The following is a 13806-nucleotide window of genomic DNA, read 5'->3' on the forward strand; positions in this document are numbered from 1 at the left end:
ATCTCAATAATTAAAATATAAAGGTTCTTTCAGTGATTGACATTTCAACTATATTCTCCCCTCTTGTATCAATGATAATGCATAATTGGTATTTCATACCTATACTATTAATCATTCTATTTTCTAGCACTCCATTTGTTAAGGGTCTACTAGGTGAAATGCTTGTAAATTTTGTTCTGAATATTAGACTAAACAAAGACAAATACCATCTTATAAAAAATGTAACGCTCCCTACAGAAGATGGAACTACTCAAATTGATCATATTGTTGTATCTGAATATGGTATTTTTGTTATTGAAACAAAAAATATGAAAGGTTGGATTTTTGGTGATGAAAAGCAAAAAACCTGGACTCAAAAAATCTATAAACATACAAGTAAATTTCAAAATCCTTTACACCAAAACTATAAACATACAAAGACAATAGAATCAGCTCTTAATATAGACCCTAGTCAAATATTTTCAGTTGTCGTTTTTGTAGGAGATAGTACTTTTAAAACAGTGATGCCAGAAAATGTAACTTATGCTGGTGGTCTCATTAGGTATATAAAATCTAAAACAATCAAAGTCTTATCTCAAAATGAGGTGGAAAAAATTATTTCAATAATAGAATCAGGTAGACTTTCTAGAACATTAAAAACACATAGAGAACATGTAAAGCATGTTAAAAATATAGTTAAAGAAAAAGAGAATAATAACTCATGCCCAAAATGTGGGAGTGAACTAGTTTTACGTATTGCTAAACAAGGTATAAATAAAGGAAATGAGTTTTATGGTTGTAGCAGTTACCCTAGATGTAGATACACTGCTGCACTAGCCAATGTTTAAATTATATTAATTCTTCATCTGTTCTAGGAGTTTTTTCTTTGCATCTGCTCTTTCTTTATTTTCAGAGGCTTCTTGTTTTTTTTGATTATCTTCTTTTACTTTATCTGTAACAGGAGAGACAATTAACTTTCCCGCATTTTTGAATATTTCAATAACAGACTTTCCAACCGTGCCTAGTATCTTCTTTTGACTTTCAGTTCTTTCTTCTTCAGTATCACCAAATATAGAACCCGCATTTAACAAACTTATAGATATAAAGCTACACCAAACTAATTTCTTCATGATTGCCCTTATTAAAAATTATTTTATTTAAAAAAGTATACATCCTTAATATAATATTTAAATCATAATATACTTCGTGTAGTTTCATTACATAAAAAATGACCACATAATATAGTATTATGTGGTCATTTTTAACAACTGTGTATAGTTATCTCTCAGTAATAACTTTATCTCATTGGGTATTATTTTCTAATAGTATTAAGTTCTGTAAACCAAATTCATTTGTATATATCTCTTCACTTTCTTGATCCTAAAAGAGTATTTTATATGCTGCTACAACACAGTTTGAACAGATATATGCACCATCTCCAGCAATCAGAGGATTTATATCATTTTCATTACAACCACAAAAACTACATTTTTTTATGCTTGATTTCTTGACAATAAATTTATCAAATCAACTTTTAAATATTTTCGCCCTCTACGACTATTATATTTTAAAAAAGTATGATTTCGAATAATTTACTTCTTTAGATAGCTAACCGTATTCTACTCATACATAAAGACATATATTGTCAACTTAACTTTATAAAATCTTTTAATACCCATCCAACAAAAGATGGATATAAATTAACACAATAAAACGATGTATTATATTTACGTCACTTTCTTAAGGAATAACAATGACAATAAAAAAATGCCACAGATGCAATGAAAAAGAAACTCCAATAAATCCTATCAACAGATCATCAAAACTTTGTATTAATTGTACATTACAAGCATCAGATGCTATTTTAGTCTGTGCAGGTGCAGGAATGAGTGTAGACTCAGGACTTCCAACCTATAGAGATGAAGAAGGTTTTTGGAATGATTATCCACCATACAGAGAACTGAGAAAAGATTATCAAACCATGGCGTCACCATATGGTTTTACCAGTGATCCTAATTTTGCATGGGGTTTTTTTGGCCATCAGTATGAGCTCTATAAAAATATACAACCACATATTGGCTATTATCTACTATTATACTTTCTTCATTCCAAAAGAAACTATTTTGTCGTCACGACGAATGTAGATGGACATTTCATAAAATCTGGATACACAAAAAGCAGGTTACATGAAGCACATGGAAGTATACTTGAACTTCAATGTACTCTTCCCTGCCAACGTTCTTCATGGGATGTAGATAAAAACATGAGTATTAAAATTGATACATTATCCATGACTGCACAAGATCCATTACCACATTGCCCAAATTGTCATAGTGTTGCTCGTCCAAATATATTTATGTTTGGAGATACAGATGAGAGTTATATTTGGGAAGAAAGACAAAAAAGTGCCGACTCATTTATGCGGTGGAAACAAAACAATTTAGATAAAAAAGTTGTTATTTTAGAAATCGGTGTGGGTGCCGAAGGACTCAAAAAACATGTTCAAAAATATGCTCGTGAATTTAAAAATGCAACACTAATTCGGATTAATCCCGAGGTGGATAATATCTATAAAGTAGATTTTCATATTAATAAAGGTGTTCTAAATGCTTTAAAAAACCTACTGTATGAACTGTAACACAATCCTAATTCATAGTACATATATGATTATAGGCCATCAGATGCCACCAACTATCATACACACTATTTGATTTCGTCTTATGTGTGTACGGTTTTATTGTTTCTAATTTTATCTCATCATAATAGCTTTGATCACCCCATCGTTTCAATTGCAACGGCTTCTCAGTATCTGCTAATAATACTCCATAGATCTCCAAATCTTTCTCTATACTCCATTTTTCACGAATAAATAGTTGGAATTTTTCTAAATATCCCAATAAACTTGGATCGCCGTAATATTTATGCAACCAGCTTTCTTTATTCATATCTTCATAGTTAACTCTATCTTTTTCAAAACGTGATGCCTGAGCATTTAAGACTTTAAATTTTTTAGGGTCAATATTACTTTTTGCTTCAATAAGTATTAAACTGTTTTCTACAAGAACAACTGCATCAACACGGCCAGAATCACAAGGGAACTCTAAATACACTTCACACTTTTCAAATGACATATCAAAAAATTTAACAAACTGATAAACAGAGTTAATCTCTGCTATTGAAGATCCTTCATAATAAAGTTGTGGACGAGTATTTTGTGATACAGTCTTCTCAATTCCTTCGATCATCTTTTCAAAAGCGTTATCAATGATTCCACTTAAATTTAAGATAAAGACCTCAACTCCCTGCTCTTTCGCATATCTTTCAAGTTCAGACATGTTCTTACTTCTATTATAATTGATAATAAGCACTTTATCCGATTTGTTGATCATATCTTTATTGCTATCAGAAAGTCTTCTTTTTGGATGTTGTGTGTTAGAGAAAACTTCATATCCAATTTTTGATATACGGTTTCTAAATTTATTTGTTAAAAGGTTTCCCATTTGTAAAGTATCATTTTTTACATGTTCCTTTAAGAATAACTCAATTTCTTTTATATGTTTTTCAAGTATCTCAGCATCATCATTCAACTTTCTCGAAATTAATAGTGTTATCATAGTTTTCCCTCTCCCCTAATATTGGTATTATTCTATCTCGTTAATTTAAAAATCTTCAATCATACTGATTTATTACATACAAGTACATTCACACTAAGATCATCTTTTGTTTCATCATAGGTAGTAAAAAGGTCTGCATCTTCATCAATATTTTCGTAAAAGAAAGTAAAAACCTTTTCATTAAAAACTTCATTCTTTTTTAGAGATGGAAAGTCTATCCATACTGTATTTGCTTTCTCTAACAACTTCCAAAACCTAAGTCTCTTTCTCTTAGGCATTTCAAGATATGTGTCAGTGATATTAGAAAAGAGATAAAATATACATTTTGCTTTAAAGATAGAATTCAGCATTATTGTAGAAGAAAAAGAATCCTCTAGTATTCTGTATTCATCTATTTTTTCTATTTGAACCATTGTGAATAATGACTTAATGAATTGATCTAAATCTTTATTCTCTTGATCATCAACGATAATAATACTTGCAGCTTGAGTGATTTGATTTAAAACTCTAGTTATATTTTTTGAACTAGGCTTTATACTAGGTAGAATAGTTATAAAAGGAACTTCATAGTTCATCAGAAAACTTATTGTTTCCAATATATGTTTTGAAACAAATTCATCTTGTATATCTGCTACTAGAAAAATAAAATCAACATTTTCAAAAAAGTTAGTATCAGCTATTTTTAGGATATCTTTTTCAGCATGTATGTTATATGTATGTTCCAGATTAAAAAAAGATATTGATGAAGCTATTTCCCCTATTGTAAGGAATTTAATTTTTATCATTTCATTATGCAATTGATAATCCTTTTAAACCCACTCTACAAATGGTGTCCAGAAATGAATATCCATATTATCTTTTATAGCTTGAATGTTTTTAGTCACAACATGTCCACTCTCATATACTATATGTATCTCACCCTCTACTTTATAAGCAGCATACGTGTGATGAGCCATATCTGCACCAGAACCTAGGTATTCACCTTTACCATAATCTTTGAATTGTTGTTCCATTTTAGTACCTTTTATTCATTTAGACTAAGTTTTACTGTGCTCATCAAAGGACTACTTTTATACAACGTCATAAACTCATCTTTGGATAATTTTCTAGCTGACAAATTATTATGTTCATCGCAATGAATATCTAATTCATCATTTACATCAGCACTAAGTTCAAAGTAATTGTTTTCTGTTGCTATAACAATACAATCAGCACTGATTGAAGTTGCATTATCCATAATATCTTTAAGTTCATCTTCGCTAAAAACTTTTAAGAATTTTGAATTAATTACTATTTTCTTCTCTAACATAATTTTTACCTTTGTATCCGAATATTGTTCTACTCTATAACTTATATATTTTCTATTTGATTACCATCGATATCAAATAGATAAGATTTTTCATCACTATGATGGTAAACATAACTTACTATATCACCCCATGGGAATATTCTTCCATCAGAATCCGCATAATGTTCTTTGATTATCTTTGATATTAGAATGAATATTTCTTTATCTGTTCTACCAACCAATTCCACAATATACGGGCGTTCTAATATTCTTACACCTTCAAAAGCATCCATATCAAATGATACTCCTGGTGGAAAAGTATATGGATTAGTTGTGTTCATAGAGATATGTGTTGATCTAAACTTTTCTGCTTCTTGTACAAATATTCTATCTTTATCAAGTTCATTAGACCATCTTGCAGCGTCTATATCTAATACCTCACAAAGTTTTGATAAAAACTCTACAGCAGTATATTTAGAATCACGATAACCACTTTCAACCCATGCATATATATCTTCATGCATTAAAAATGTCTCTAAAGTTTTCAATCCTTTTTTCGTAGAGTAATATCCTATGCTTTTAACTACTTCTTCTTTAGACATAGGCTGAAGTTTACCAGAGATTATGTCCAGAATTTTTATTGGTTTCACCATCTATTTATCACTTGTATCTATTTAATAGTGTTAAGAACTTTCCTGCCTGTTCTTCAATGTTTTTTAGTACCATCACATCTTTGTCTGCTTCTTTGATCGTCCAATATTTGTCCATATTTATTACAAAGTCTCTTTTACTTGAACCCTTTTGAGTAATAAATCCCCAAAACCATAGATCATCAAATAAAATGACATCCTCATTAATAAAATTGCCATGGAGAATTTTATTGATATTCTTAAAATTCCATTTCGCTTTATGATTAGCAAGAAAGTTATTGAATATTTCCATTATCACAGTATCAACTGGTAAATACAATTTATCACCATCTTCCATCTTTGGAGTATCATTCCAAAATTTCAATTCAGGCTTATCAAAAGAATGATGATAATTGTATATATTCTTTATGAATAAGGATGATGTTTTGGGTCCCCAGCCTTCTTTTGCTTTTAGACTTTCAAAAAGCTGATTATAAATATCGGTTTGGGAATATTTGTCTATTGGTTTTCCTACAATAAACTTAAAAAATCCATTAAAGGTATTCAACTGATTTTTATTTGAATAGACTTCTCTAAAAAACTCAGAAACGTTGTCAATATTAGGCTGACTTTGAGTATTTATCGTGTCATAAAGTAGTGCTACTAATTTATCAAAAGAATCCTCTCTAGAGCCAATAGTGCCTAAGGCATATTCAGTTTGTAATGCTTTGTTGTAATTTTTATTTTCTTTTAAAAAAAGTAAAATTTCATCTAATTTATTCTTCATCAAGTCTCTTTTTTATATAAACTTTTTCAAGATGCATCTTGTGTAATCTGATGTAGTTTTTCCCAAATACGGACCATTGCTAAAGTATCTAAATGGCAATAAGCAAGTAAATCTGTTTTTATCTGATCTGTCTTTGTTTTATCTTTTAGTAAATGAAGGTTAGCAAAAGTGTCCATTGCCATTCCACCATTTTGTATATTCAACTTTTTATAATTAAGTTCATCATCATTTGGGAACATAGCAGGTAATACGGATTTAATGGAGAAGCTTCCATTAAAATCAGGATGGTAATACCCTTTTTCTCTAAAAGGTACTATAAGGTCAACAAACCTTTCATTCAGTGCCAAAAGTTCTTTCTCTCTATTTTCATTGAACTTTGCTAGCTCTTTGATTCTACTCATTTCGAAAGCTTGATTATATGCAACGATACTTCCTGTGGATGTAACATCATTTAACATCTGTTCTATCAATGTGTCTCGAGGATCACTGTTTTCATCACCTAAGAACTCTTTATGTTCCATCGTTCCATCCTCATGGAGTATATGCAGAGAATATTGAAACGGTATTTGCATATAGGGACGTTGATTGTCAAATCTTGGAATAGCATTTTGGAATGTTTCAAAGTCAAAAAAGTTTATAGGATACTCGATTGTCTTTAAAAAGTTATTGATGATATTTTTATCTATATAAGGTTCTTTTGTTTTTGCTGTTTCAACTTGTAATCTTTGTGTATTATTAAGTTTAAAATCATCTGGTATGTCAGTATAAGTCAACAGTCCTTGATTATACATCTCAAATTTCTTTGCTCCATTCATCCAATAAAGATTAAAAACTGATGGTGTTGGTATATGTTTCCAGCAATGTCCTTTAAAATCACAACTATATGGGTTATCACAATGTCCACCGATGTCAATATTAGGCATTTCACCTTTTATTACATCTTCCATACGATTCAGAGTTTCTTTTATCATATTTTGTTTCTCTTTTACTTGTTCTGTCATATCTTCTATTGAAAATAGTTCTGTGACATCAAGTTCTCCCTTTCGCACATATTGGTTATTAATATGAACGATGAAAGCACGATTCAAATTTATTGTATTACTTAATGCATACCATTGTATAGCTGCATCATCAATATGAACATCTTTTACTTCAGTAGAAGCCTTCACTTCATAGATATCCCAAGCATTACCATTTTTCACAAGTATATCTGCCATAGCAAAGATACCATTCTCGCTAAATGTTGCCTCATAGATTACCTCAGTACCATTGGCTATAAGCTTTTTGGTTTTACTTACCATGCCATTGAAATTACTGGTATCGAACTCTATTTCAACACCTTTAGGAAAGAGTTCTTTTGCTAATTCACCTACGCTGTAACCTGTATTAAAAAGTGACTCTTGTGCTTCATCTGGTATATCTCTAAGTTCTGGTCTATTTTTATAGAGCCAGAGAGATTTTTGACATTGTAAGCCTCTTATGTATTGAGATTTAGATATGGTCATTTGAAACTCCTGTTTTTTTGTATAAGGAAGTGTATTATTATATATGGACAATAAATGTCTATATTTTACTTGAGTTGTCAATAAACTTTTTCAAAAAAACAGAGAACTCTTTTACTGCATCCTCAAGACTATTAGGATCACTTAAATTCATAATAGCTATTTCAGATTCTCTAGCTTTATATCTTGGTTTTTTATTTACTCTAATATTACTGTTCTCAATAGATTTCAAAATATTATTTGTGATTTCTATATTTTTATTTAAACTATCTGTTTTACTCTCTAATGTAAAATCTTTCTTGGAATATTCCATTAATCTAAGACAATGCCCTTCTTTTAACTGTTTCATTTTAACGAATATACTGAAGTCATTAGCAAGGTGACAAGTCCACCATGTATCCCACCTTTTTCCATTCCTTGTAAATCTAATATATTCTGGTATTGGTTCATTATGTCCAAGAGTTAGATGTTTAATTTTTTCTAAAATTGCATACTGTACATATCCTTCTTTTGCATCAGTATATTCCCAGTCTTCTAATTCCTTTTTACTATTATTTTTGTAAAGTTTATTGTAAAAGTTTCTTTCTATATAATCTATATAATCTTTTAAAATTAAATTATTAATATTATGGTAATTTTTCAAAAAATCATATAACCATAATGTGTCTAAAATAATGTAACTTGCTTTTTTTGTTTCATTCCTATCTTTTTCTGTTATATGTCCCGTTTTAAAGAATACTTTTACAGCATTATCCTTTGAAACTTTTTTTGTATATCTTAACAGTTGATCAGAATGAGGTTCTGTCCATGTTTTATCCTCTATAATAAATGGTATTGTCTCCTCATCAGTCTCAACTTCAAAATATACATCTATTTTGTGATATTGTTGTCTTAATTTTACTGACTTTATTTCCAAATCTTTTGCATTATGATTGCCAATCATATTTATCTGGTATTTTGTATACAATTCACTAATAAAGTCTTTGGATAATTCATGTAATTCCTCTTCTTCATTATCAAACCAACCGATCAGTAAACTTATAAATGCATCTTGGCTCAATTCTGATGTAGCATAATCAAAAATGTTTTGTGACATTCCTTGCGACATTCTATATTCCTTTTATATTAAAATTTATAACAAAATCGAATTCTAACTATGCCAGAACTAAGCTCATCATCAGTCGTCCAAGTATATATCTTGGACTCGTTACTTGTTAGTGACTCGGTTATACACATATTCGTGGATTCTTGTATATATCCCCCTCTAACACACATTTTATTACACTAAGACTATTATTGTCCACATTAACCAATACTATTGTAAAATAATTGTATAAAGGGAATCTATGGAAAAGCTTCTTCAGCATCAAAGACACAACATTATCCTCGAACGTTTGAGCAATGGAGAGACACTATCCATTACAGATCTTGCAAAGGAATGGTCCATCGCTACCAAAACTGTACAAAGGGACTTTGAAAAATTACAGGAAGGAAACTATGGTGTTATTCGTGCTAGTGATGGAAAGCGCTTTACACTTTCAATGCAACACACTACCTCAAAAAGTGCAGATACTGCTATAAAAATGCTTGATAGTCTTTCATCTGATATAGGTGGAGAATTTTATACTAAAGCCCAAGCTGCGCTTCATAAACTTCAGCGTTATATCGAATCACCTTTTTATACCCGAATAGATGTAGAGAATATCTCAGATAAACTTGACCTAATAGAAGATCTAGAATATGCGATTTCAACACAAAAAATGGTGACATTTAAATATAAACGATGGTACAAACCAGATGAAATTAAAACCTATGAAAATGTTAAACCATACAAGATTATCATTTTTGATGGCTTTTGGTATCTACTTACACAGTACAAAGACCATTATATAAAGTTCTATCTTAAAGAGATTATTGATTTGAAAATATTGGAAAAGACCTTTGAATATGATGATAAAGTTTTAGATAGAATGGATAAGGCACTTGATATCTGGTTTGATCCTAAAACTGAACCTTTTGATGTTACGCTCTTGCTTGATAGTGATGCTATCGTATATTTCGAAAGAAAGCCTATCAAAGGACAGTTTCTCAAAAAAAATTCTGATGGTACAGCAGAACTAACAGTGAGTATCACTAATAAAAAGGAAATCTTTACTATTTTAAAAAAATGGTTACCACAAATTAAAGTCATAGAACCAATGAAATTACAAGAAGAGTTTGAAAGGATATTGCAAGGCTATTTAGCGAACAATTAGAAATTTTATAATCTAACATATTTCATAATAATTATACCTAATTAGATAATTTAGTCCCTCACCATTTTGGCAGAGTCTGCCAACCTACAAATTAATATACTTATTATTTTGATATACTAAGCAATCTTTTTGGATGAGGAGAATATTATGTTTCAACCGTTAGTTGATGTTATGGAAAAATTTATTACAGATTTTAGTTGGAAGAGGATAATTATACTGCTTGGTTTTCTTTCTCTAATTTTTCTAGCATTTACCTTATATGAATTGCAGACTGCAACCAGTCAATTATCTAAATATGAAAGAACTGTGGTTTTACTTGAAAAACTTAGTTCATTAAAACAAGACAATAATTCTTCAAAAATTATCATAGATCATATTTACTCTGGCTTGGAAACTATAAATAATCCCATTTCAAACTCTATAAACCATTCGATAAATCTCTCCAGAGAGCTTAAACAGGCTTTAATTGCATCTTTACCTTGGATTTTAATGTTTATAGCATTTATACCAGGGGCTTTACGAGGTGATAGCAAAGCACGTAATATTGTACTTGGTACAGCCGTATTCACATGTTTAATAGGTATCGGTGGTTATAATTTACCTATGAAATGGGGGAATACTATAAATTTTATTCTTTACCCTATCCTAATAAATTTCATGCTATTTGTTTTATTAGTGTTAAAAGGAAGTAAAAAATAATACAAAAATTCTTAACATTCTAAGAAAGTTTTTTACTACTAAATCTTACATTAGATTGTTCATAGTAACTCTATTTAGGGGATTAAAGTGGCGGACAGTGAGGTCACTGTAATTCACTTATTATCACCTATTATTTATTATATTTTTAGGTTCTTTACATACTTTAGAACCTGATTCATTTCATACAATATTACACAGCCTCCGTATAACTGCACCCCATCTTAGAGAAATTGGAACATCCATAAAAAGGTCGATTATTTTGACGCTTATTAAATCTCATTAGTAACATACCATCACATGATGGACATGCTTTCTCTGTGTGATTAGAGTTCTTCTCTGAACATAAATACATTTTTTTATTTTTATCAAACTGCATAATGCCAGAACATGAATCCTCTTTACAAAAATAGATTGGTGCTGAGTAATCACACTTTAAATTACCATAGTTAGAGCATCCCCAAAATTTACCATTCTGTCCTGTTCTAATAACCAATGTACCTACATTACACTTTGGACATCTTTGGGGTTTAATATTGTCTTTATAATGATGCATAACATTATATTGATCTTCTTCCAGTTCTCTAGCAAACGAAGACACGTTAGTATCTGAAGCTAAGATGTGTACTTCTTCTTTTGCTCTGGTTATGGCTACGTAAAATAGTCTTCGTTCCTCTGCATAGTCAAAATCTTCTTCTTCTGCAAGAGCAAGATCTAGAATTGGATCACCTTGGATCGAAGAAGGGAACCCAAGTCTACCTGAACAGACACCTGGAATAATTGTGATGTCAGCTTCTAATCCTTTTGATCTATGTACTGTTAAAGTAGTAATATCCAAAGTTGGGTATGATGAGGAAAGACTTTTATAATTCTCTGGAAATGAATATCTATTTCGTCCTAATAAAAATACAGAAAATGGTACTCCCTGTTTTCTGGTCTGAATATCTGAAAGTATCTGTTTTACCCTCATTAGATCTTTATCATCTCCCCACCATACATGGACTGTAGGGCTCTCTACTTGTGTAAGTGTTTTAATTTCTTTTTTGATTTGATTGGGGTTTGCTTCAATAAACTTTTGAGATACACTGGATATCTTATCATTGTATCTAAAAGTATAATCCAATTTTACTTTTTTAGAAAAGCCGAATTCTTTTTCAAAATAATGAAAGAGAGAGATCTCACTTCCTGCAAAGCGATAAATAGATTGCCAATCATCACCAACAACAGTAAGTACAGAATCGTCTACTTGTTTGTATAAAGCTTTAATCAATCTTGCTCTGGCCGTAGATATATCTTGATACTCATCAACCAATATACATTTATAGTTAGATTTGTATCTACCATCTTCAATGTAATGTATTGCCTTACTTATCATATCATCAAAGTCTATAACACCTAAAGAATTCTTCTTTGTTTCGTATGCACCAAGAATAGGTTCAAATAAATCAAGGAAGGCATTTAAACGCTCACTGCTACCAGCCCTTGAACGAATTTTTGGCATAGTATGATCATTGGATTTATAGTGCCCTATAAAAGTAGCAATTGTTTTTGAAAATTCACTGACCAAAGTATTTTCATTAAGAAATTTTAGTGCATCAATAATACTTCTAGAAGACATTTCAACACCCTCTTCCAGAAGCATATCCTCTAACTTATGTAGCAAACGACCCTCTTGTTGATAGTAACTATATGTTTCAAGAAGTTTTGTCTCATATTGTTTATGTATTTCTCTTTTCCATTTCATACCTTTATGATATGGCTCTTGAGGAACAAAAGGAGCGGTGTTCCCATTTTTATCTATACCGAAATGCTCTAAATAGATATCGTAATCTGGTAAGTAAAAGTCAGGCTGATATTGTCTATGTTCTACTGTCGCAGTCTCATGCTTATAGAATGGTTCATATTCATAATTAATTCCATTAAGAAATAAGAAGTTTGCAATCTCACACTCTTCATAGCTTTTTACAGGATCTCCTCTTAGAGCTACAATCTTATTTTCTTGCATATATTGAAGATATTCAATCTTTGTTTTAAAATTAAATTCACTTTTATATTGAGCAAAAGGATATGCAAAAAAATCTAAAAGTATCTTTTTGAACTTACTATCTCTCTCAGATAATTCTTGTAATATTTCCTCTACAATTTTAGCTTTTTGGTTTGCGTCTTCTACCCAAGGGGCAAGACTAGGTTTTTTGCCTTCAACTACAGCAATAACATTCTGACCAAAAGAATGAAAAGTAGAGACATCTATACCCTTTAGGTTTAATCGTTCTTCTATACGATCACTAAGCTCTTTAGCAGCAGTATTACCAAAAGCCACTACAAGTATCTCACTTGGTAGTAAACCATACTTCTGTAATACATAACCGACTCTTCCAACCATAACGCTTGTTTTACCTGAACCTGCTCCGGCAATCACTAAATTAGACTTCTCGTTGACGACAACTGCTTCACGTTGTTTTTGAGTTAATGGATTCTTTTCTACTGTGTCAAAAAAGTTTTTATACTTTTCCAATTCTAATTTTATAAAGGCATCATTGTATTTTTTCTGAAGAGAGGTGTCCTCTTTCAGAAGACTTAAAATATTTAAAAATGTTTTTGTATATTGAGGATTCTCCTTTACAGGTAAAAATTTAAATTTTCCCATTTCTTTTTTTGCTAGAGAAACCAAACTATTAAATGCTCTTGTTTGAAAGTACTCTTCACTAGAGGGCATGGATGATAGTACTTTTTTGGCTTTACTATATTGAAATGTATAATACTGTTCTGCAAATACTTCACTAAAATTAGAATAAAAGTTTTTGGCCTGTGTCTTAGAGAAACCATCGGCAGTATAAATGGGCCCATCAATTAACACCACTTCAAATTTACTCCATATTATTCCAACATCTATGTTAAATGTTTCAATTTTATCAAGTGTTATACTGGTGGAAGATTCATTGATTCCATGCAGATGAAGTACATTCTCTTCAAAGGATATCGTACTATATTTTCCAAGACGTAAAAGTTTTCCAATTAGAGAGATATTAACAGATAATCTTTTCATATTTTACCCT

General features: G+C 30.5%; 15 protein-coding genes. 4 read left to right on the forward strand and 11 right to left on the reverse strand.

What is annotated here, in order from left to right; all coding sequences use genetic code 11:
- Positions 1-32 precede the first annotated feature (32 nt).
- A complete protein-coding gene (locus tag MN086_RS06300; protein WP_248575167.1) occupies positions 33-827 on the forward strand; it encodes a nuclease-related domain-containing protein in 795 nt (264 codons plus the stop codon).
- Positions 828-833: 6 nt separating this feature from the next.
- Here MN086_RS06300 and MN086_RS06305 read toward each other — a convergent pair whose 3' ends face one another.
- Together MN086_RS06305 and MN086_RS11015 are read right to left on the reverse strand one after the other, a co-directional pair.
- A complete protein-coding gene (locus MN086_RS06305; RefSeq protein ID WP_248575168.1) occupies positions 834-1109 on the reverse strand; it encodes a hypothetical protein in 276 nt (91 codons plus the stop codon).
- A 250-nt stretch (positions 1110-1359) separates the two neighbouring features.
- Positions 1360-1494 carry a ClpX C4-type zinc finger protein gene (locus MN086_RS11015; RefSeq protein ID WP_371875219.1) on the reverse strand — a complete coding sequence of 45 codons (135 nt, stop codon included), beginning with the start codon at positions 1492-1494 and terminating at the stop codon, positions 1360-1362.
- A 238-nt stretch (positions 1495-1732) separates the two neighbouring features.
- On the opposite strand from MN086_RS11015, the gene MN086_RS06315 reads away from it, so the two are divergent.
- On the forward strand, positions 1733-2617 hold the full coding sequence (locus tag MN086_RS06315; protein ID WP_248575169.1) for a Sir2 family NAD-dependent protein deacetylase: 885 nt from the start codon (positions 1733-1735) through the stop codon (positions 2615-2617).
- A gap of 7 nt (positions 2618-2624) precedes the next feature.
- On the opposite strand, the gene MN086_RS06320 is transcribed toward MN086_RS06315, so the two are convergent.
- From MN086_RS06320 to MN086_RS06355, 8 genes are read right to left on the reverse strand one after another with little or no spacing between them, the layout of a single operon-like run.
- Positions 2625-3593 carry a hypothetical protein gene (locus tag MN086_RS06320; RefSeq protein WP_248575170.1) on the reverse strand — a complete coding sequence of 323 codons (969 nt, stop codon included), beginning with the start codon at positions 3591-3593 and terminating at the stop codon, positions 2625-2627.
- Between the two features lie 59 nt (positions 3594-3652).
- On the reverse strand, positions 3653-4390 hold the full coding sequence (locus MN086_RS06325) for a hypothetical protein (RefSeq protein ID WP_248575171.1): 738 nt from the start codon (positions 4388-4390) through the stop codon (positions 3653-3655).
- A gap of 12 nt (positions 4391-4402) precedes the next feature.
- Positions 4403-4606, reverse strand: coding sequence for a hypothetical protein (locus MN086_RS06330; RefSeq protein WP_248575172.1), 204 nt, complete (start codon positions 4604-4606; stop codon positions 4403-4405).
- An 11-nt stretch (positions 4607-4617) separates the two neighbouring features.
- Positions 4618-4902: a hypothetical protein gene (locus MN086_RS06335; protein WP_248575173.1), complete on the reverse strand. Its 285-nt coding sequence runs from the start codon at positions 4900-4902 to the stop codon at positions 4618-4620.
- Between the two features lie 41 nt (positions 4903-4943).
- On the reverse strand, positions 4944-5483 hold the full coding sequence (locus MN086_RS06340) for a hypothetical protein (RefSeq protein ID WP_248575174.1): 540 nt from the start codon (positions 5481-5483) through the stop codon (positions 4944-4946).
- A gap of 58 nt (positions 5484-5541) precedes the next feature.
- A complete protein-coding gene (locus MN086_RS06345) occupies positions 5542-6297 on the reverse strand; it encodes a hypothetical protein (protein ID WP_248575175.1) in 756 nt (251 codons plus the stop codon).
- Positions 6298-6323: 26 nt separating this feature from the next.
- Positions 6324-7802, reverse strand: coding sequence for a DUF2779 domain-containing protein (locus MN086_RS06350; RefSeq protein WP_248575176.1), 1479 nt, complete (start codon positions 7800-7802; stop codon positions 6324-6326).
- A gap of 58 nt (positions 7803-7860) precedes the next feature.
- Positions 7861-8907 carry a PD-(D/E)XK nuclease family protein gene (locus MN086_RS06355; RefSeq protein ID WP_248575177.1) on the reverse strand — a complete coding sequence of 349 codons (1047 nt, stop codon included), beginning with the start codon at positions 8905-8907 and terminating at the stop codon, positions 7861-7863.
- A gap of 238 nt (positions 8908-9145) precedes the next feature.
- Here MN086_RS06355 and MN086_RS06360 point away from each other — a divergent pair, with 238 nt between their 5' ends.
- On the forward strand, positions 9146-10054 hold the full coding sequence (locus tag MN086_RS06360; protein ID WP_248575178.1) for a YafY family protein: 909 nt from the start codon (positions 9146-9148) through the stop codon (positions 10052-10054).
- A 147-nt stretch (positions 10055-10201) separates the two neighbouring features.
- Positions 10202-10753: a hypothetical protein gene (locus tag MN086_RS06365; protein ID WP_248575179.1), complete on the forward strand. Its 552-nt coding sequence runs from the start codon at positions 10202-10204 to the stop codon at positions 10751-10753.
- Positions 10754-10943: 190 nt separating this feature from the next.
- On the opposite strand, the gene MN086_RS06370 is transcribed toward MN086_RS06365, so the two are convergent.
- Entirely contained in the window at positions 10944-13796 is a 2853-nt protein-coding gene (locus MN086_RS06370) for a UvrD-helicase domain-containing protein (RefSeq protein WP_248575180.1), read from the reverse strand.
- Positions 13797-13806 lie beyond the last annotated feature (10 nt).

Origin of the sequence: Sulfurovum sp. XGS-02, assembly GCF_023213175.1 — a bacterium.
In the GTDB taxonomy this organism is placed as follows: domain Bacteria; phylum Campylobacterota; class Campylobacteria; order Campylobacterales; family Sulfurovaceae; genus Sulfurovum.

What these genes read in the sequence shown, in the direction of transcription:
- MN086_RS06305 (WP_248575168.1), bottom strand. Translation starts at nt 1,109, where the DNA reads ATGAAGAAATTAGTTTGGTGTAGCTTTATATCTATAAGTTTGTTAAAT.
- MN086_RS06315 (WP_248575169.1), top strand. Translation starts at nt 1,733, where the DNA reads ATGACAATAAAAAAATGCCACAGATGCAATGAAAAAGAAACTCCAATA.
- MN086_RS06320 (WP_248575170.1), bottom strand. Translation starts at nt 3,593, where the DNA reads ATGATAACACTATTAATTTCGAGAAAGTTGAATGATGATGCTGAGATA.
- MN086_RS06330 (WP_248575172.1), bottom strand. Translation starts at nt 4,606, where the DNA reads ATGGAACAACAATTCAAAGATTATGGTAAAGGTGAATACCTAGGTTCT.
- MN086_RS06335 (WP_248575173.1), bottom strand. Translation starts at nt 4,902, where the DNA reads ATGTTAGAGAAGAAAATAGTAATTAATTCAAAATTCTTAAAAGTTTTT.
- MN086_RS06340 (WP_248575174.1), bottom strand. Translation starts at nt 5,483, where the DNA reads ATGTCTAAAGAAGAAGTAGTTAAAAGCATAGGATATTACTCTACGAAA.
- MN086_RS06345 (WP_248575175.1), bottom strand. Translation starts at nt 6,297, where the DNA reads ATGAAGAATAAATTAGATGAAATTTTACTTTTTTTAAAAGAAAATAAA.
- MN086_RS06350 (WP_248575176.1), bottom strand. Translation starts at nt 7,802, where the DNA reads ATGACCATATCTAAATCTCAATACATAAGAGGCTTACAATGTCAAAAA.
- MN086_RS06355 (WP_248575177.1), bottom strand. Translation starts at nt 8,907, where the DNA reads ATGTCGCAAGGAATGTCACAAAACATTTTTGATTATGCTACATCAGAA.
- MN086_RS06360 (WP_248575178.1), top strand. Translation starts at nt 9,146, where the DNA reads ATGGAAAAGCTTCTTCAGCATCAAAGACACAACATTATCCTCGAACGT.
- MN086_RS06365 (WP_248575179.1), top strand. Translation starts at nt 10,202, where the DNA reads ATGTTTCAACCGTTAGTTGATGTTATGGAAAAATTTATTACAGATTTT.
- MN086_RS06370 (WP_248575180.1), bottom strand. Translation starts at nt 13,796, where the DNA reads ATGAAAAGATTATCTGTTAATATCTCTCTAATTGGAAAACTTTTACGT.